The organism is Vibrio sp. D173a (genome assembly GCF_030248475.1).
In genome coordinates, this window is the sequence record NZ_JAHGAH010000217.1 from 1 (window position 1) to 17,773 (window position 17,773).

Sequence of the window (17,773 nt, forward strand, 5' to 3'; positions counted from 1 at the left end):
AAGGCTCATATGTGTTAGGGCAATTTGAACCCCTTGCGCTTTTGAGATATATTTTTCGAAAGCTCTAAGATCCCTATTTTGTCTCGCAAAGCATCAATTACAATACGAGCTGTAATTGCTCCTAAATAAACTCCAGAAACGAAGCCTATGATTAAAGGTGATGAGTTGAATATTTCTTCAGAGCCCGATGTTTTAACATATGCCAAGTAGAGCATGATGATAGCTGGAACAATACCGAGTTTATCTACAACTCCAACAAGGAAACCTACCCTCGATTCTAAAAACCTTATGCGCTCCTCAAAGATGGCCTTAACGCAGTCTATGTTGTCATCACCGAAAGTTGAAATTTCTTCCGCGGTTATATAGGCCGACCGATATCTTTCATTTATATCGTTTAAAGTTCCTTTTGTTGCACCCACAAAGAAGCTAACTATAGAAATGAATGAGGACAATGAATACAGTACAAGAAATGCAAAAAAAACAAATAACGATATGTAAGAAATGTTAGCTTCACCTGATAGAGCTGCAATTAAAGCAGTAGCTAAAGAGGCAACGCCTGCCAGAAATGAGAATGCTTCTATTTTATTGGCAATAAAAAAGTTCTTAACATCGTTTAGTGCACTCTCTTTCGATATAAAGCATTCAATGATCGATCCAATATCACCAATGTTCAAAATATACTCCTATTGCCCTTCGCCCTGGTAAGGTGTAACGCACGCGACCACGATACTGAATAGACCACCGTAATCACTAAACTTAACTCAAACCAAAATGCCACGCGTTGCGAATCACTCTTAAACAGATTGTTAGTCTATTGACTATTTGAGGTTCTCACGTACGTTCCATTGAAGGTGACATTTAGCCCGCCACAACCGTAGTCTTTGCTCACTACGAGGGTATCTTGCTCTAATACAATTTGGAGAGTACAGCCGTCAACATCATAGTCTATTTGATTACCCGTTAGCGTTACAACTCCGTCGATTTCTCCAAAATTCACAAGACCAGAAGAAGAATCACCTACCCAGACTGATGTCCCTGATAGTTCGTATTTGTTCGAACCTACCTTAGTTAAGTCAATAAAGGCAGTCTCAGTATCCAATTGATCATGGTTATACCGCTCATAATGCCCCTGAAAACTAGGAACGACTGCTGCATATGCAAGCGATGAAATAAACAAAATACTTAGAGCTACGCAAACTGTTTTCAAGATCAAATTCTCCTTAATAGCTCAACGCCGCGTTAAGTAGGCGACGCTGCGAACATTTGTTATAGCTTTTCTAATTTGGCAAATGAACTTGCAAGCAACTTAATCTCTCCGGTTTCATGAAGCCAAACATAAACTTCGGGCTTGAACTGTTCTGACTCTTTTAAGAAAACCATTTGATCACCAAGACCGTTACTAGCAATAGCCAATGCATGATGAGGGAAGTTGCCAAAACCAAAACACGCCTTGGTTTCTACAATAATGTGGTTACAAGTACGAGTTAGCCTTTTTCGATCGGAGTTGTCCTTGATTGGGTAAAGCTCCCAGTCATCTTCTTCGGTCGTTGCCTCACCACCATTGTCAGTCTTCATCGATTCACGATAATCATGAGGGAGCCTTGCACCAAGCTCCACCTCAGTATTAACTAATTGTTCTTCTGTTAAGTTGAATGCCATTGTTACTCCAAAGCTATAACGCTAATTAGTCCGCTTTAAGCCTTCATCTATCCGTGCATTGTGCAGTTATAACTATCATACATCAATATAAAATAACAATAATTTCAACAATATAAATATATTGCATAAACACCAGACTGCATATTGACTTCTAATTGTATTTTCGGCTAATAGCTGGGTTAACCTGCTTGTAAAACTTGCAGGATATGGCTTTTGAGACTTTGGAGGTGAGTTGGTTTGATAGGACAAACATCAGCCCCCTGCCCGGGGGCTTCCGTTAATCAACAAGCGAAAGTGTCGATGTAGAGGTCACGTCTACATGTCTATTAAACGGGTTTTTCTCTGGTTCTGATATAGGTCAGACATTCATTTTCGAGTCATGCCACAACTTCTAACTCTTTTGCGACTGCTTCTTCTCGCTCATACCTGCCCTGCAGCGCTAAGGCTGCAGCGCTACGTTTATCCACCAAGTGTTTGACTAACTTATCAAGGATGGCTTCATACTTTTTAAAACGTGAAAAGGTCACGGGCAAGGTTTGGCAAAAGAATGCAAAGCGGGTTTCTTGCGTCCAGCCTATCCGGCCACCATCGCAACATGGACAGGTTCTTCTGGCTCGGTTCTTTGCTATGTACTTACCACTGCCGTTACATTCTGGACATACTTGGCCAAACTGTTGTGTTGCTTCTGCAATAGCACTAGACACCAGCGCTTGAAGCGCTTTTTCTGGGTACGGTCCACGCCATGTCTCCATTAAGGTGTTCGCTTCAATCAAAGTGGCTTGGTACAAATTCTTGAGTGCTGCTTTGTCTTGCAGGCATTCAACAAACAGCACCAAAAATCCGACAGGTGATTCCTTCCACGCTAGGCCTACAATCGCCAATTGCTCTTCTTGTGATATGAGCCCTTTGCCACCTATCGACGGTTCATAGTTAATCCCTTTCACGTTGAATTTTGCCAGTAGTTTTTCAAATTGCATTATGCCCTCGCTCCCATTGCTGCGACTCTTGCAAATACCGAGTTCTTATCAAATCGATTTGGATCTGGTCTTGTTATCTCGTTTATTGGCTTTACGTCCGTTTTGTCTGCCAAACGCAGATTGTTCCTTGCTGGTAACGAGCCTGCTTTGGCTTTTTTGGCGTACTTCTTCAAAACTTTCCGGTGCTTGGCTCTGGCCTCTCGTTCACTAAGCTTTCCACGGCACATAAAACCGACCTCTTGCGACGCCCAATATTCGATATCCCCTTTTGGTTCCCCGCGTAGCATTCGGGTGAACGCTTCATCGGTATCAATCAACTCTTCCCGCCCCATCTCCAAGAACTCGGGCAAGCTTGGCGGCCATGCATCCCCTTCTAGCAAGGCTTGGCTCACAGCTCTGCGAACCTCAGCCACTGACATTGTAGAAATCGCTTGTGTCCAGGTCGATGGTAGCGCCTTGTAAATCCACTTCGCTCCGTAGCCCTCCACAAACTTCGCTTGGATCCAATCCTCCACACTCAGGTGCAAGGTTTGGGTGCCCACTTGGTGCGGCAGTGTGTCCGTAGCGTGCGAGCAGCTCTGCGTTGTGCTGCTCCACTCGGTTTGCTTGTGAGCCTGTGGCTGCATGGCTTGATTGAGCAATACTGGATTGATTGATTTCATGATCGTCGTTCCATCGTTCTTGATTCAAGTAGGTCGTTAGGTGAAGCCTGTCGAAACCAAACTGGCGGCTTGCCACTCGGGCTTCGATGTCCTGACAAAGCATGTCGGTGAATACCTCGGGAGGTTCACTTTGCGCTTTCACGATGCTTTTGAATTTTGCTAGCGAGTTCTTCTTGGATTTTTTGGTTGGGAACATCGCCCAAAGCCGGCTAAAACAAGATTCAATTTCACCCGAATCTTTTTGTTTATTTTTTATAGGTTCTAATTGACTGGTTCTATGACTGATTCCGGGTGACATAGGATCACTAGGTGGGTGATCCTCTGACACTACCCCCCGTGATCCTGTGTCACTAGGGGGTGACAAAATGTCACCCCTCAAATTCAGCTGATAGATGTTGGTCGAATTGCCCTTTTCACCCTTTCTGGTACGAACGGAAACAAACCCCATTTCCTCCAGTGTTTTGATGTGGCGCATCACGGTTCGACGGTCTATCTCGCACATGTCGGCGATGTATTCATAAGATGGCCAACACACGCCATTGTCGTTGGCGTTGTCGGCTAACTTGAGCAACACAAGCTTACGAGTCGCATTGCCGACTTTTAACTGCATCGCTTGGGCGGTGAGGATCATACTCATCTGGTTTTCCTCTTGGCATTGAATGCGGCGACCTCGAGCTCTGCAATGGCATGCCCTGTCGCCTTAAGCTCTGTTGGCAGCTCCTGCACGCGGTTCTTATTCATGCGCAGGTTTACCGCCAACGAAACACAGATGAGGTTATCGAGCACGCAGTTCAGCTTATCGCCGTCTTTGAAACGAATGGCATGGTTCTCGGGTATCTTTCCATGTGCGTTTTCCCAGACAATTTGATGCTTTGCCCGATATCGGGTTTTGGCTTTTGTGTACGGGTCCTGCTCTGCGACTTTGACGAGAATGATCCCATCTTTAGAACAAATACGTTCATGCCCCAACGGCTTGCTGTTCTTCGGCTTTTGTCCTTGCTTAAAACAACCGGAGTTGGGTTTTACCAAGCCTTTTGTATCGGTATTCCAAGGCCTGTTCCCTTTTTTCATCCTACCGTCACGGCCAGTGAGCCAACCATTGCGTTTGCAACAACTGTTGATGGCAGCGAGCGTCAAATTGGTTTTAAAGCGATGGTTAAAAGCCTCTGCCAATTCGCGACGCACCATAGTGCAATTTGCTTTCAAGAATGCGAGCTGCGCTTGTGTGTAAGGATGCGATTGACCTTTAGGCATGGTTACGATCCTCAATCATTTCTGGCAATACCGTTCTACCTGCGAACTCGGTTCTAAACTTCTGCGCATCGAGTGCTAGGCAAGCGTTATCGATGATTTGCTTTGATACGCTGGTAATGGCTTTGGATCGATTTATCTCTTCATTCAATTTGTCGCCCGTGATGTCCTCATCAGAAAGGCGCTCAATTTGAGCAAAGAGGTGGTTATTAAGATCGGCTAACTTGTTTTTCATAACTGCACCCTCGCCTTCATGATTTGTAGGATTTGTTTCGCTTGGTTGCGTGATACCACATAACGACAACTGCCGTTGTTTGCGACCCACAGCATTTGGCCGTGGTAGTTTTGATAAGAAAGACTCATTGCACAAAGTTCTCTTGTTTTGCTGATTAGCGTGTTTAGTAATTGCATACAGGTGGTCAACCTTTCTGCGCCATTAGTGTTTCTAGGTATTTGAGTAATGGTTCGTGGGAACCGGCACTCTCTTGTAACTCTCGGTAAGCATCACGCAGTTGGTCAGACGTGGCGTGCTCACTGAGCAAAAGTATCGAGCGAAGCGCTTCTGATGATTCTTTACTGAAATCCGCAAGCAGTTGATCGCGGTTGGCCATGGTTTGGTTCGAGCCAATTGCCGCAACTGAATACCCAAGCGGGTTAAGGAATTGGTTAAGCGCTGCAGTAGCCCTCACTTTAGGCATGGCTGCAATAATCGCGGGCAGCAAATCCATGATGTTGGCTTTGGCCTCTGTGCTTGTTCTGCTCACATATCGAAACAGGTTTTGTGTATTGTTTGGGTTGTTCAACGCCGACGGCACTTTGAGCAAGTGTTCCCTTTGGCAATCTTCCTCTTCGTAGATCCTCATCTTGTGATAGAAGCGTGAGATGTATTCTGCGATCTGTTCTTTGGTCGCATCGCTACGCCAAGCGACGACAGCGTGATGCATAACGCTTTTTAAGCTCGGTTGCATGGTTATTCCTTACTGGATGTTTATCCAGAATGTTGGTGATCAGGTTGTCTTCAAAAATTGAGCTAATCTTGTCTTAAAGCTCTGTGGTGATTTGAAAGCACTTGGTGTCAGCATTTGATAACTGAAGTTTGTAAGTTCATGAGCCTGCTGAGTTCGCCCATTTTTTGCAGGGAACTCCCCCACGACCTCCCACTTCCGGACGGCTTGAGCAGAAACACCAAATAACTGGCCCATGTTTTTATAACTTCCTTGGAAGTACTGGTTGAGAACTATATTTACAACATTTGGTTTCATTTTGAATCTCAATTGCAACTATTGGTTTCAATATTAAATACTAACTGATAGTAAGAAGTCAACAGGAGTAAAATAACCATTAGTTAGTTTTAGCGATGGTGTTTGAAAAAATGGACAAGCAACAGCAATTTACGCTTCGGCTAAATGATGCATGTGATCAGGCAGGGATTCCCCAAAGAGGACGCTCAGCATACTTGCAGAAGGTACTGCCTTTTAAAATATCAACGGCTGGAATTAGAAAGTGGTTGGTAGGTGAAGCCGTGCCTGATACTAAAAAGCTCTCTGATATAGCTTCACTCCTCGAGGTATCCGTTGAACATCTGCTTGGTTACGCGCCTATGGAATCAAATGGGCCCGCTAGAGATAATCAGGACCAAGTGCTCTTCGAACATGCAATAAAGCATCTTCCCAACGCTCAATTCATTAATACAGATGGCTTAAAGGCTATCCCTATCCTTAGCCAGGTTCAGGCAGGTAATTGGCAAACTGTTCTTATTGATCAGGATACTGAATTCGAGTGGCAAACAGTTGCAGCAAACACTTCAAATAACGCGTTTGCAATGAGAGTCACTGGTAATTCAATGACTAATCCTCATGGTTCACCTTCTATCCCTGCAGGCTCAATTGTTGTAGTCGAACCTTGTAACTGCCCAGACAACGGTAAGATAGTGGTTGCGACGTTAAACGACTCACCTGAAGCAACAATCAAGAAGTTAGAGATCGATGGCCCTCAGAAATTTTTAGTGCCGTTGAATCCTAAGTACGACCCTATTCCGATCAATGGCAACTGTCGTATTGTTGGATATGTAAAGCAAGTCATCATGGACTTATAGGGTTCACAAAAAGTTACTGGTTACAAATAGCTCGCATAAGCGGGCTATTTTTTTAACCCTAATTGCAACTATTGGTTGTTGACAAATGAAAACCAAAAGTTATTATAACCATAAGTTGCAAAAAGGAGTCATTATATGAACCAGCTTAACTTTGAAACACTGAACAAAACTCTGGAAGGCTCTAAAGCCATTCAATTGCATAGAACGAGCTTTCAACACTTGTTAGCCAATATGCCGAAAAGTGACCCGCTTTATGACGAGCTAACGCAGCTCATCAATCTAAGCGATAAGTGTAAAAACTTGGAAGTAAGCGTAGGAACAGAAGACGCTCAAACCATCCACCAGTTCAACGCTCTCTCTGACCAATTGAGCAGTAAGTTGAATGAAATGAGATTTTGAAAGGCTCAGAAAAGAGAAAACCCCTATCGGTGACCAAACCAATAAGGGCTTACTTTGTGCAATGAGACTTAAGTAATAACCAAGCCTCGCAATCAGTATATATCTGGCTGACCACCAATTTCAAGTACTTAGACTGATTGCCAGGTTTCACCCAGAAACCAAAGGAACTTTGTGTAATGAAGACTTCCCTACATCGGAACTCTCAAGAAGAGTTTATCCATAAGAACATTCATCAAATATTACTTGGTGAAGGCTACGAACGGCACGAAGCAAATCGTGCGTCTGATTTCGCAATTGAAACCTACCGAACCACCGCCTCTTTCGGTGGGCGCGGTGGCAAGTGTTTCGACTTCTGTTTGGCCAAAGCTCGCCAGTTACTTGCTCCCATAAAAAAAACCGCTGCGTCTCGCAAGCGTAAGGTGAAGAAATGAGTGATATACGCAAGCGCAAACAAGCGGCAATTCGAGCCAAACGGCTAAGGGACAAACGTAAGGCCAATGGTAATAACGACATTAGAGTGACGTTGTCACCTAACGAAGCAACAAAGCTTGATGATATTTGCCAGTTTTTCGCTTACCCAAGCGAGCCCTACACCCAAATTGAATCTTTGCAGTCGCTTATTCATCGTGTTCACGCCGAGATTCCAAAGATTGAGCGTGCTTTGGGTTGCTGCGGTAAATGTGGTGAACAGCTACCACGAGGATGCGCCAAGTTACGCGAAGGTGGTTTGTTCTATGGTGATGCCATGTGCTGGCACACCACAAACCGAGTGCGAATTATGCCGGCAGAAAAAGGAGTTCAATCATGATGGCTGCTGCGGTTTATGCACTTGTCTGTGTAATTTTTTATGGACTTTACACTTTGTCCAACAAGGGAAATGACAATGAGTGAAGCACAAATTGTCGCAGCCGAGGCTCCCGATTACATAGAGCAGTTGTTAGTTGAAATGTTTGAAGGCAACCATCCCGATAATGAGGTGCTATTAGGCACATTGCTATCGGGGAAAGACCGAATTCAAGTACAGCTTAAAATCACTCGTCAACCCGAAAACTTTTTGGATGAGTGCTAGTTCTTCCCCTGAAATTCAGGGGATTACATTCAATCACCTTCTTAAAGCGAGGTTCAAGTATGATTCGCCCACAAAACCCTAAACTTGCAAAAATATCTATCGTGACTCTAAAACAAGCATCTGATCTTATCGGGCTAAGCACCAAAACACTGCGCGAGAAAGCCAACGAGGGGATCTACCCATCAACTGTAATGAGTAAGATCAACGGCACATGGATGGTAGACACTGAGGAATGGAACCGATGGCACCGAGCCAAAATGTAAAACTTCCTGCTGGTGTGGAGATCCATGGTAAGTCTTTACGGCTCGACTTTGTTTACAAAGGCAAAAGACGTCGTGAAACTCTTGGCCTTTCTCCCACCAAGCAGAACGTCAGGTTTGCCGCGCAAAAACGTGAGACCATCATGTATGAAATCAAGATCGGTATTTTTCGTTATGCGGCTCACTTCCCTGATTCACCTTACGCGACAGAGCAATCACAATCTAGAACGTTTGGGGAAATGGTCGACAAATACCTACAACTGAAACAGGCTGACTTACGCTCATCAACATACAAGAAGTACGTCTCTTTGTTTAAGATTACTAAGAACGCGTATGGAGCTAACCGGAGCTGTAGCACACTCAGCCCTGAATCGGTTTCTGAGCTTCGTGCTCTCCTCATTAAGGGGCGTGGCGCGAGAACATTGAACACATATTTTCGTGCCATCAATACGTTCTTTGGCTGGCTGCATAAAATGGGGTTTGTCGATCGCAACTTTGCGGAGTTTATGCCAAGTGTTAAAACACCGGAACGTAACATTAATCCATTCACGATTGATGAGATAAACAAAGCCCTTGATGCCTGTATGCAAGAGCAACACAAAAACATGATCACCCTACTCGCTTACACAGGCCTGAGAACGGGTGAGATTTGTGGGTTAGCCTGGGAGGATGTAGATTTTGAGAACAAGGTACTGACGATTCGCAGAGCAACATTTGAATCTCGCGGGTTGAAAACACCAAAAACGGACCGTGAACGAACTGTCGATTTGATGCCTCCTGCACTGGAGGCTTTGCAAGCGCAGAAGAAGTTGAGCTCAAACTATCCCCAAAAAGAGCATGAGGTTGAGCTAGCCGATAAAACGATTCGCTTAGATTACATCCGCTTTGTGTTCAACCCAAAGGCGACTGAAAACCTTAATGCTAAAACGCCTTATGATTATTTTAGTAAGACGGCACCTAATAAGATGTGGAGGAATATTTGTATTCGTGCCGGCATTCCTTACCGCAATGTTTACCAGCTGCGCCACACGTATGCTTCGTGGATGCTGAGCTACGCAAACGTGAACATTGCGTACCTAGCGCAGCAAATGGGACACAGTAATTTTTTGATGATCGCTAGTGTCTACGGCAAGTGGATGAAGAACAAAAATGCTTCTGAAAGCGAAAAGGCATGGGAGGCGTTGAAGGGAGTATGTTCTAAGTAGAGAAAAGCCTCGCGAGTACGAGGCTTTTCTATGAGCTCTGCTATTTACACTGCTCAATACCCCCCCCCCCATAGGGGCTCACCTTTCTCTAAGTGATACTAGGACTCTTTTTGATAAGTCAGCGAATGATCATCAACCTCTAACGTCAATCGATCTGAAGCTTCATCAAATTCAATTCCTGCTCCTGTCACCAAAGTCTTTAAGACATTTCTCTCCTGCATTTGCAGGTCAGGATTCTTACAGCCTTTTCTCGTAGTGAGCACTGGACTAACTTCCCAAACACCTTGGTCTAACCAAACAATAGACGCAAAGAAATTATTACAACCTGTATTACCAGAGATATTATCTTGAGTGATACGAAGGTTAGATTGATACATTGGCGGCTGATTATTGATTTGTACTAATTTCCAATTTCCTAAGAGCTGTTGATGCAAAAGAGGCAGCTCTGAATCTTCGAACGCCTGTGCTCCTGGTAATACAAGGAATGATAAAACTAGTATTTTTAGCGATAAAAATAATCTTTTCATTTCGGTTCTCTTAATTAATGTTTAACAACGTGTGAATTTTATCGAGACAGCTTCACCAAACCCCATCCCAACGCCACCTACTTTAAGATCAAAGATTTCACCTTTATTTCGATCCCATACTTTAACTTCATGGTAAAAAAGACCGCTAAAATATTGGCCTTTATTATCAAGCTTATCTACTGGTATCCAAGGACCATTGTTTATTGCATAGAAGACATCCATATATTCGGCTTGGTCACCTGATTCTGACAGCCCATTTTTTATAAAGATGTCTTCACACAAGGTCGATTCAGCGATAACGAATGCACAATATTTAATTTACATTGACTTAACAAGGTAAAGGTTGTTGAATTTGTTTGTTTTTGATCAGGCGCATATTTTCTCTTATTCACATCTATTTATTCATCATTAATAAAATAAGATTTAATAACGTTATGGTCATTAATTTTGACGGTCATATTTTCACTATCAACAACCAAACGATAACACTAGGTGCAAATGGGGCACTGTTATATTTTGATGATCGCCAGGTTGATGAAGAACAAAATGCGTCTGAAAGCGAAAATGCTTGGGAGGCGTTGAGGGGAGTATGTTCTGGTAAGTAAAGAAAAGCCTCGCGAGTACGAGGCTTTTCTATGAGCTCTGCCATCGTTGTTGCTATCGCTACTAATTTTTAAGAATACTCATGTCCTCTGAAGAGATTGCTCTTTCAGACAAAGCCAGAAGGTAGGCAGACTTTTTGGCCTTGAGCTTAGACTTTGTATCTTCATCAGGTGCCTGATTTATTAGTTCATCTAAGAGGTTTACTTTATCTTTGTATTCCATCTTAAATTTTTTCAATGAAACCTTATATCTAACTACCGATATAACAAACGTAATTGTGGCTGTCAGCAAGCTACACAATGGGGCAAAAATGGATTGATCGGTGATAAAGTGAATCCAATGATCTTCAACGAAGCTATTTGATAACATCAAAATAGCTGATGAAACTATACTAACAAGGAAGCCAGCTAAAATGAGATCACCGCCAGATAGATTTCTCTGGGGTTCTTGAGGGGGGTTAGCCATTGTTTCCCCCCTCTTTTTGCTGTTTACATTGCTCAATAACCCCCCATAGGGGCTCATCTTTCTCTAGATACAAAATATGGGTCTTTGTGACACCATCTTTTTGCTTTAGAGTCATCTTTACTTTTCTAGTCTTAAGACGAAACTTTATCAAAGGCCAGAAAAGTATAAGGAGTAATAGACTGATTGCAGCTACTATTACTAATATTGAAGTTCCCATTGCTTGTTACCCGCTGGTTTATGGTCTCTAACTTCAGTGATGATATACGTGGTTCGCGGCTTTCCAGTTATCTTTTTCTTTTCTTTGAACCATTCACCATGTATCTCGAGAATATCATCCTTTGCGAAGCGTTCTGTGTTTTCAGATACGCGCTTCAAAAATGTTGTGTCTGTAATAACGCCAGACACCTTATCTTTGGGGTCATCCTTATTGACTAACACCCACTTTCCATCGGGAGAGTAAGTCAACGTCTCAATATAATAGAAACCATCAAATTCTCCACTCGCAACAATCTTTGTGTGCTGTTTTTTTGTAACGAATTTCATACGATCGTCTGAGGAGATTTTTAGCTCTCTGAAGAGGTTATTGTCTGTTGAGATAGTTAGGGTATCTAGCTCATCGTCGTCCAAGGGATCAGCTAAATCACCTAGCGCTCTTCGAATTTTATGGTTGCCCAATATAGCACAAGCTAGGTCAGTAACTTCTACCATTCTTCCGTTTACTGACACTTGATAAGAATCAGTACCCTCGACAATCATTAAATCCGTTGTACTTGGGTCAAATTCTTTAATCAGTAAAACAACCTCTCGGATTGAAGATAAGACCCTTTCGTGAATCGAGGAGCTAGCCCCAAGTTCGGTTTGAGATTCGGCTTCTGTTGAAAACAGTTTCATCAACCATTTGATTGAACCACCCTTAACAGCCCCTTCAACGTATACAGTTGATTCAATCGCTGACTTATAAATACTGTTAGCTTCTTTAAAAGCTTCATTATAGACGGTTACCATTGCAGTCATGCTTTTAGCTACTTTGGCACCATCCATCAAATGGCGGGCAATTTTGTCTCCCTTACCGTCATAATGAACAGTAATCGAATCTTCAAAAGTAATCATATTTTCCCTATTAACAACTGAACTATAATACTAGGCGCATATGGTACACTGTTAAATAGACAAACTAAATCATATACATGCATGTTATTACTGGTATTTTATACAGCATGTTATTACTGGTATTTTATACAGCATGTTGAGTTTAAAATCAATTTGAACATTCCCCCCAAAATAGCCCCAAAACTATCACGAACACCCTTAAGGTACTGTTTTAAAATGGAAAAATCACCGTTTAACTAACCCTCTTGACATGATGTACATGGAAGAAGAGCAAATGAACTGGGCTATGAAAGGTATGTCTGCTGACGACAAAACTGTTGACTGCAACGGCACTGAACTTAAAAAAGGTGACGACGTAACAGTAATCAAAGACCTACCAGTTAAAGGTACAAACCAAGTAATCAAACAAGGTTCTGTTATTCGCGGTATCAGCCTTGGTGATGATCCTAAACTTGTTTCAGGTAAGGCAAACGGCGGTCAGTCAATGTACGTGATCGCAGAATACTGCCGTAAGAAGTAATCTCAACATTACTTTCGAGATTAAACGGGGTTCCAATTGGAACCCCGTTTTCGTTTTTGCATCCTCTTGTCTTCCTCTCCCTTCCTTTGACCCGCCTGACGCAACGCTTTCGCTCTGAAGCATTTTCGATTAAGGTTCGGAAAGGAAGAAAATAAGATGGATTGTAGTATGAAGAAGTTAACCATCCTTGATGGCGGCATGGGACGAGAGCTTAAACGCATGAGCGCCCCATTCTCTCAGCCGCTTTGGAGCGCACAGGCTCTGATTGAATCACCAGAATTCGTTTACCAAGCACATGACAACTTTATCCAAGCGGGGGCAGAGATCATCATTGCGAACAGCTACGCCTGTGTACCTTTCCACCTTGGTCAAGAACTTTACGATCAACAAGGCAGTAAGCTAGCACGCTTTGCGGCCAAAATTGCGCGTGAATGCGCTGATAAGTCAGACACCCCTATTCGAGTTGCAGGTTGCATTCCTCCCGCATTCGGTAGCTACCGCCCTGACCTCTTTGAACCAATTCAAGGCGAAGCCATTTTCCAAACTTTATTTGAAGCGCAAGTAGAATATGTTGACCTTTGGATCGCCGAAACCATCTGTAGCCTAAAAGAGCTCAAGTGTTTGCAACGTGTCTTTGCAACTAGCGCCAAACCTACCGCTTACGCCTTTTCCCTCAGCGACGATTCATTGGAAACCGCACTGTTGCGTTCAGGGGAAACCGTTACACAAGCCATTGAGCAACTTACACAGAGCAAGCAAACCGAACATTCCATCAGCATTTACTTTAACTGCTCGGTACCTGAAGTGATGGCAAAAGCTGTCAGCGATACCAAAACAGTTTTAGACCAGCACAATCTTGATATTGAAGTTGGGGTGTACGCGAACAACTTCACCGCTATCAAATCCAACCATGAAGCCAACAGCGCATTACAATCGATGCGAGAACTAACACCAGAGGAATACCTGACTTTCGCGCAAGAATGGTACCTACGCGGAGCAAGCGTTGTGGGAGGATGTTGCGGAATTGGTCCAGAACACATCAAAGCCCTGTCAGATTGGAAGCGCTCCCTTTAAGAATAAAGGTAGCCGCTCCACTCTTTGATGAAAGCGTAGATTTAGTGAAAGTGTAAATTGCAGATACAAAAATGCCGACGATTAAGCCGGCATTTCGAATTCGCTTTTCACTCAGATTAACGGTACATACCGATGTCTTTCTGAATGTGTGCAGATAAGTCTTCAGCGTAGTAGCTGCGAGGTGCTGAGTTATCTACGAAAAGAATATCCAGTAAGTGAGCAATCAATCCTTTGAAGTTAACCGAGTAGGTTTTCTTATCCATAGAGGTTGGTAAAGCTACATTTGTCATTTGCATTGCTTGTGCCATGATTGCCTCTCTATAAAGCAGTAATTTGTTTTGTTGGTTATATACTAGTCATTTTTTCTTTGAGCAAAAAATGACAAAATTTGGATTTTCAGATTAGTTTTTCTTATAAAACAAACCCGTTACAAACCTTAAGAATATAAAATCCAACAAACTGAATATCCATTCAACAAAGCCGATCTTTAGTTGAATAACTTGGATTTACGTGTGTAAACCCAAGTTGATATGCAACATTTAATTAACTAAACAATCTTTTTAAGGATTTCAAATTTACAAAATACTTAAGAGTTTTGATTAGTAATATTAACGCTAGAACTATCGCTTTCTCTGTTCTTATAGATAGAAGCAATAACCGCGGTTGTCATCACTGTCACCAGGAAGGTCAGAGACCAAACGGTTGGAATTTCGTACTGGGTACCTACCAATAGCATCTTCACACCAATGAACATCATGATCACTGAAAGCGCTGGTTTTAGATACACAAACTTGTCCAACATTGCCTGCAATACAAAGTACAGAGAACGTAAGCCCAGTAGAGCAAACACGTTAGCCGCCAATACTAGGAATGGTTCACGCGTTACCGCAAAGATTGCTGGGATCGAATCCAGTGCGAACATTACGTCCATTACAGCAATCACACCAATAACGATAAGCATTGGCGTAGCGACCCATTTACCAGCTTGTTTCAAGATCAGGTGGTTGCCTTGATATTCGTCCGTCACTGGTAAGAACTTACGAATGAACTGCTCAGGATATGGGTTCACCTCTTCTTCTTCACCTTTATCGCGTGCCAGCTTAATACCCGTCCAGATGAGGAACGCCGCAAATAGGTAAAGTACCCAGTGGTATTGCGCAAGAAGTTGAGCACCGACCGCAATCATAATTGCACGTAGAACAAGTGCACCAATCACACCCCACAATAGAGCACGTGGGCGCAAATGCTCTGGCACCTTGTATTGAGCAAAGATAATCGCAAACACAAATAGATTGTCGACACTTAACGACTTCTCAAGCAAGTAACCGGTTAAGAATGATATGGTCGCTTTTTCATGGGTATAAACGCTATGAGGCGCGTAATAATCCCAAAAGAAATAGATTGAGCCTGCAAAGACAAACGCTAATAAGAACCAGAATACGCTCCAACCAATCGCCTTTTTCATAGTAATAACGCCGCCACGAGTCTGATAAATATCGAGAGCGACTAAAACTAAAGTAAATAGGCCAAATACACCGTACATTGTCAGTGATTCTTGCAGTGGAACAGACTGGGTTAATTGGGTGGTATTTTCGATAAGAGACATGCTTCCTCCCATGCGGAAGGACATTATTCGGGCTGACCTTCCGCAAACAATACAAACCAGCAGTCACATTACCCATGTGTCCGCCAGCCAATGAATGCGTTGGTCTCGTTGAAGTGATCACTTGATGAATCAGGTGACACCTTTATTTACCGGATAAGCTGATGCTTAACGAGATGACGATAAATAAACTTGCGCTAACTACTCCCCAAACGCCGCCATCATACGCCTGCACTGCGGGATCTCCAACAAAAAAATTGTTATCGATAACAATAAAGTATTTTGTGAAGAATATTTACAACGTCATGAATTTGAAACCGTTCAGATACAAAAAAGGAGCACTCATGCGCCCCTCATTTGTTGAATAGTCGGTCTTTAAAAACCAGTTAACGGTACAAAATAAACCAGTGTTGACCAAACTGCTACCCATGCTACGACGACCGCAGCATCAGCCCAATCTTTCTTCCACATACTCTCTTCCCTCTTAATCGCATGTGCATGAGAAAGAGAGCAAAAAAGATACCAAAAGTCGTTACTGGTTTCTCTGAGAGAAAAGTTTGTGACCTCGGTTCAGACAGTTTGGTTCATCCGTTAGTAACTCGATAAAACAATCTGCCATAGAAAGGTTGCTGACAAAGCCTTCACCCTTCATGTTGAGCAGTGCTTCATAGCCTTCTTTACCTTTCATTGTGTATGCAGAAGAAGCGCCACAATACCAAGATTCGTCTTCCATTTCGCACCAACGATTGCTATCGAATACCTCAAGGTTTTTAATGCGTTGTCCCTTCGGTGCATCAGCTTGATATTCAAAATTCAAATTATGTGTGTATGGGTAGCTGCCAGAACCTGTACCTTCAACACCATTGTTGAGTGCATTGTTGATCGCACCTTCCAATGCCAAGCGAACGGCTTTTCCTTGCACCTCGTAGCTGCCAATCGGAACGGCAAATGGCAACAATCGTCCGGCAACATCCGCCACAGTAATGTTTCCCGGATTGAGAGATGTACGAACGCCTCCCGCATTATGAATTGCAAATTGAACCTTATGGCCACGCTTGTTAAGCGCATATAAGAAAGAATGCGCAACGGAAGGGGCAAGTTCACTACCACCGAATTCATCCGGAATGCGAATATGGCGCTTCTTCTCTGCGACATTGGCAATCACTTGAGACTGAAGCTTACGTACTCGAGGAATGTATTTGTCTCTTAAAATGGCTTGTGTCTCAGGGTGCTTTTTACAAACAACCACATTGGGTTGCCCGTGGATAAAGTCACACGCTTCCTCAAAAACGCCTTGGTCTAGTTGTTCATTAAGCGTTGAATCCCAGAAAATTCGACGTCCCAAAAGCAATTCATTTTGACCACTTAACATGGTTGCTTTGCCGTGTTCATCAAACTCAAGTACACAGTGCCCCATGGTTAATGCATGATAGCCAGCCTGAACCACATAAGTATCGTTGACTTTAATGCCATAAGGATCGTCTTCGCCTAAGCCTATAGATGTAAAGTTACCTTGTAACCTATGGCTATGGCCACCAACAATGATACCAATGCCATCCACTTGTGCTGCGAGCTCTAAATCCCCTTCATAGCCTAAATGACTTAAAAGAATAATATTTTTGATACCGACTTGGTGGATCTCGTCAACGGTATGCTTTGCGGTTTCGATTGCGTTGATAAATGGTGTATCAGCATCAGGATTAGCAATATCGCTCATCTTGTCGATAGACAGACCAAAGATGGCAACTTTCTCTCCGTGAAACTCTTTCACTAGGTATTGCGCGCTTTGGGTGTCAGTATCGAAACTCAGCACGTTATCGCAATCGCCCATGCGATGTTCTTTATTAGGCAATTCGTTCGACAGATCCCAGTTGCCCGCGAGCAATGGGAATTGCGTACGCTGACAAAATAGAGCAACCGGCTCATTACCCATGTCGAGTTCGTGATTGCCTAATGCCATCGCATCAATGTTAAGCGCATTTAATAAGTCGGCGTTTGCTTTGCCTTTGAATAACGAAAAATACAGAGTGCCTTGGAAACAGTCACCTGCATGAAGAAATAACATGCCCTGACCTTGACGTTGCGCGTCGTCGCGTAACTGTTCAACGCGAGTCGCAATACGTGAAAAGCCACCAGCACTCACGTAAGGTTCTAGTGTTCTTTCGTTATCGATATTGAGTTTTAGCTGTAATGACGTTGGCTCAAAGTAGGAATGAGTGTCATTGATGTGTGCCAATTTGATTCTGACTGGCTTATGATTTTTATTCATCGTCATCTTCTTTCTTTTCATTCCT

The 17,773-nt window shown here is 43.1% G+C and carries 27 protein-coding genes and 1 pseudogene; 10 read left to right on the forward strand and 18 right to left on the reverse strand.

Annotated features, from left to right (window positions below; genetic code table 11):
* Window positions 1-14: 14 nt before the first annotated feature.
* The 11 genes from KIV40_RS20325 to KIV40_RS20375 all read right to left on the reverse strand — a co-directional run bounded on the left by KIV40_RS20325 (window position 15) and on the right by KIV40_RS20375 (window position 5,811).
* Entirely contained in the window at window positions 15-674 is a 660-nt protein-coding gene (locus KIV40_RS20325; RefSeq protein WP_285351002.1) for a hypothetical protein, read from the reverse strand.
* Window positions 675-811: 137 nt separating this feature from the next.
* Window positions 812-1,207, reverse strand: coding sequence for a hypothetical protein (locus KIV40_RS20330; RefSeq protein ID WP_285351004.1), 396 nt, complete (start codon window positions 1,205-1,207; stop codon window positions 812-814).
* Between the two features lie 59 nt (window positions 1,208-1,266).
* Window positions 1,267-1,659, reverse strand: coding sequence for an SMI1/KNR4 family protein (locus tag KIV40_RS20335; protein WP_285351006.1), 393 nt, complete (start codon window positions 1,657-1,659; stop codon window positions 1,267-1,269).
* A 377-nt stretch (window positions 1,660-2,036) separates the two neighbouring features.
* Window positions 2,037-2,636 carry a hypothetical protein gene (locus KIV40_RS20340; protein WP_285351007.1) on the reverse strand — a complete coding sequence of 200 codons (600 nt, stop codon included), beginning with the start codon at window positions 2,634-2,636 and terminating at the stop codon, window positions 2,037-2,039.
* Window positions 2,636-3,055, reverse strand: a complete 420-nt coding sequence (locus KIV40_RS20345; protein WP_285351009.1) for a hypothetical protein — start codon at window positions 3,053-3,055, stop codon at window positions 2,636-2,638. Before KIV40_RS20345 ends, KIV40_RS20340 begins: the two co-directional genes overlap by 1 nt.
* Window positions 3,042-3,935 carry a helix-turn-helix domain-containing protein gene (locus KIV40_RS20350; protein WP_285351011.1) on the reverse strand — a complete coding sequence of 298 codons (894 nt, stop codon included), beginning with the start codon at window positions 3,933-3,935 and terminating at the stop codon, window positions 3,042-3,044. Before KIV40_RS20350 ends, KIV40_RS20345 begins: the two co-directional genes overlap by 14 nt.
* Entirely contained in the window at window positions 3,932-4,552 is a 621-nt protein-coding gene (locus KIV40_RS20355; protein WP_285351012.1) for an HNH endonuclease signature motif containing protein, read from the reverse strand. Before KIV40_RS20355 ends, KIV40_RS20350 begins: the two co-directional genes overlap by 4 nt.
* Window positions 4,545-4,784: a hypothetical protein gene (locus KIV40_RS20360; RefSeq protein ID WP_285351014.1), complete on the reverse strand. Its 240-nt coding sequence runs from the start codon at window positions 4,782-4,784 to the stop codon at window positions 4,545-4,547. The genes KIV40_RS20355 and KIV40_RS20360 overlap by 8 nt, the downstream gene beginning before the upstream one ends.
* Window positions 4,781-4,912: a hypothetical protein gene (locus KIV40_RS20365; RefSeq protein ID WP_285351016.1), complete on the reverse strand. Its 132-nt coding sequence runs from the start codon at window positions 4,910-4,912 to the stop codon at window positions 4,781-4,783. Before KIV40_RS20365 ends, KIV40_RS20360 begins: the two co-directional genes overlap by 4 nt.
* A gap of 56 nt (window positions 4,913-4,968) precedes the next feature.
* The gene (locus KIV40_RS20370) at window positions 4,969-5,517 is read right to left on the reverse strand and encodes a toxin YdaT family protein (protein WP_285351018.1); all 549 of its coding nucleotides are present in this window, start codon (window positions 5,515-5,517) and stop codon (window positions 4,969-4,971) included.
* 39 nt (window positions 5,518-5,556) lie between these two features.
* Entirely contained in the window at window positions 5,557-5,811 is a 255-nt protein-coding gene (locus KIV40_RS20375) for a hypothetical protein (protein WP_285351020.1), read from the reverse strand.
* Between the two features lie 110 nt (window positions 5,812-5,921).
* On the opposite strand from KIV40_RS20375, the gene KIV40_RS20380 reads away from it, so the two are divergent.
* The 7 genes from KIV40_RS20380 to KIV40_RS20410 all read left to right on the forward strand — a co-directional run bounded on the left by KIV40_RS20380 (window position 5,922) and on the right by KIV40_RS20410 (window position 9,577).
* Entirely contained in the window at window positions 5,922-6,644 is a 723-nt protein-coding gene (locus KIV40_RS20380; protein ID WP_285351022.1) for a S24 family peptidase, read from the forward strand.
* A gap of 135 nt (window positions 6,645-6,779) precedes the next feature.
* Window positions 6,780-7,043: a hypothetical protein gene (locus KIV40_RS20385; RefSeq protein ID WP_285351025.1), complete on the forward strand. Its 264-nt coding sequence runs from the start codon at window positions 6,780-6,782 to the stop codon at window positions 7,041-7,043.
* A 176-nt stretch (window positions 7,044-7,219) separates the two neighbouring features.
* Window positions 7,220-7,474 (forward strand): hypothetical protein, encoded by a 255-nt coding sequence (locus tag KIV40_RS20390; RefSeq protein ID WP_285351026.1) that lies wholly within the window; start codon window positions 7,220-7,222, stop codon window positions 7,472-7,474.
* Window positions 7,471-7,851 carry a hypothetical protein gene (locus KIV40_RS20395; protein ID WP_285351028.1) on the forward strand — a complete coding sequence of 127 codons (381 nt, stop codon included), beginning with the start codon at window positions 7,471-7,473 and terminating at the stop codon, window positions 7,849-7,851. Before KIV40_RS20390 ends, KIV40_RS20395 begins: the two co-directional genes overlap by 4 nt.
* Before the next feature lie 75 nt (window positions 7,852-7,926).
* Window positions 7,927-8,112, forward strand: coding sequence for a hypothetical protein (locus KIV40_RS20400; protein WP_009841273.1), 186 nt, complete (start codon window positions 7,927-7,929; stop codon window positions 8,110-8,112).
* Window positions 8,113-8,171: 59 nt separating this feature from the next.
* Complete coding sequence (locus KIV40_RS20405) at window positions 8,172-8,375, forward strand: hypothetical protein (RefSeq protein ID WP_009841272.1); 204 nt, start codon at window positions 8,172-8,174, stop codon at window positions 8,373-8,375.
* A complete protein-coding gene (locus KIV40_RS20410) occupies window positions 8,354-9,577 on the forward strand; it encodes a site-specific integrase (protein ID WP_285351031.1) in 1,224 nt (407 codons plus the stop codon). Before KIV40_RS20405 ends, KIV40_RS20410 begins: the two co-directional genes overlap by 22 nt.
* A gap of 98 nt (window positions 9,578-9,675) precedes the next feature.
* On the opposite strand, the gene KIV40_RS20415 is transcribed toward KIV40_RS20410, so the two are convergent.
* Entirely contained in the window at window positions 9,676-10,104 is a 429-nt protein-coding gene (locus KIV40_RS20415) for an META domain-containing protein (RefSeq protein ID WP_285351033.1), read from the reverse strand.
* 21 nt (window positions 10,105-10,125) lie between these two features.
* Window positions 10,126-10,386 carry a hypothetical protein gene (locus tag KIV40_RS20420; RefSeq protein ID WP_285351034.1) on the reverse strand — a complete coding sequence of 87 codons (261 nt, stop codon included), beginning with the start codon at window positions 10,384-10,386 and terminating at the stop codon, window positions 10,126-10,128.
* Window positions 10,387-10,538: 152 nt separating this feature from the next.
* On the opposite strand from KIV40_RS20420, the gene KIV40_RS20425 reads away from it, so the two are divergent.
* Complete coding sequence (locus KIV40_RS20425; RefSeq protein ID WP_285351036.1) at window positions 10,539-10,709, forward strand: hypothetical protein; 171 nt, start codon at window positions 10,539-10,541, stop codon at window positions 10,707-10,709.
* A gap of 61 nt (window positions 10,710-10,770) precedes the next feature.
* Here KIV40_RS20425 and KIV40_RS20430 read toward each other — a convergent pair whose 3' ends face one another.
* Together KIV40_RS20430 and KIV40_RS20435 are read right to left on the reverse strand one after the other, a co-directional pair.
* Window positions 10,771-11,172: a hypothetical protein gene (locus tag KIV40_RS20430; protein ID WP_285351038.1), complete on the reverse strand. Its 402-nt coding sequence runs from the start codon at window positions 11,170-11,172 to the stop codon at window positions 10,771-10,773.
* A 198-nt stretch (window positions 11,173-11,370) separates the two neighbouring features.
* The gene (locus tag KIV40_RS20435) at window positions 11,371-12,282 is read right to left on the reverse strand and encodes a hypothetical protein (protein WP_285351040.1); all 912 of its coding nucleotides are present in this window, start codon (window positions 12,280-12,282) and stop codon (window positions 11,371-11,373) included.
* A 244-nt stretch (window positions 12,283-12,526) separates the two neighbouring features.
* Between KIV40_RS20435 and KIV40_RS20440 the strand changes: the two are divergent.
* Together KIV40_RS20440 and KIV40_RS20445 are read left to right on the forward strand one after the other, a co-directional pair.
* Window positions 12,527-12,802, forward strand: a pseudogene (locus tag KIV40_RS20440) (alkylphosphonate utilization protein); the annotation flags it as partial.
* A 168-nt stretch (window positions 12,803-12,970) separates the two neighbouring features.
* The gene (locus KIV40_RS20445; protein WP_285351043.1) at window positions 12,971-13,876 is read left to right on the forward strand and encodes a homocysteine S-methyltransferase family protein; all 906 of its coding nucleotides are present in this window, start codon (window positions 12,971-12,973) and stop codon (window positions 13,874-13,876) included.
* 116 nt (window positions 13,877-13,992) lie between these two features.
* On the opposite strand, the gene KIV40_RS20450 is transcribed toward KIV40_RS20445, so the two are convergent.
* From KIV40_RS20450 to KIV40_RS20460, 3 genes are all read right to left on the reverse strand, one after another.
* Complete coding sequence (locus KIV40_RS20450) at window positions 13,993-14,184, reverse strand: hypothetical protein (protein WP_005424996.1); 192 nt, start codon at window positions 14,182-14,184, stop codon at window positions 13,993-13,995.
* A gap of 278 nt (window positions 14,185-14,462) precedes the next feature.
* The gene (locus KIV40_RS20455; RefSeq protein ID WP_152685154.1) at window positions 14,463-15,482 is read right to left on the reverse strand and encodes a TerC family protein; all 1,020 of its coding nucleotides are present in this window, start codon (window positions 15,480-15,482) and stop codon (window positions 14,463-14,465) included.
* A gap of 529 nt (window positions 15,483-16,011) precedes the next feature.
* Complete coding sequence (locus tag KIV40_RS20460; protein ID WP_285351047.1) at window positions 16,012-17,754, reverse strand: bifunctional UDP-sugar hydrolase/5'-nucleotidase; 1,743 nt, start codon at window positions 17,752-17,754, stop codon at window positions 16,012-16,014.
* Window positions 17,755-17,773 lie beyond the last annotated feature (19 nt).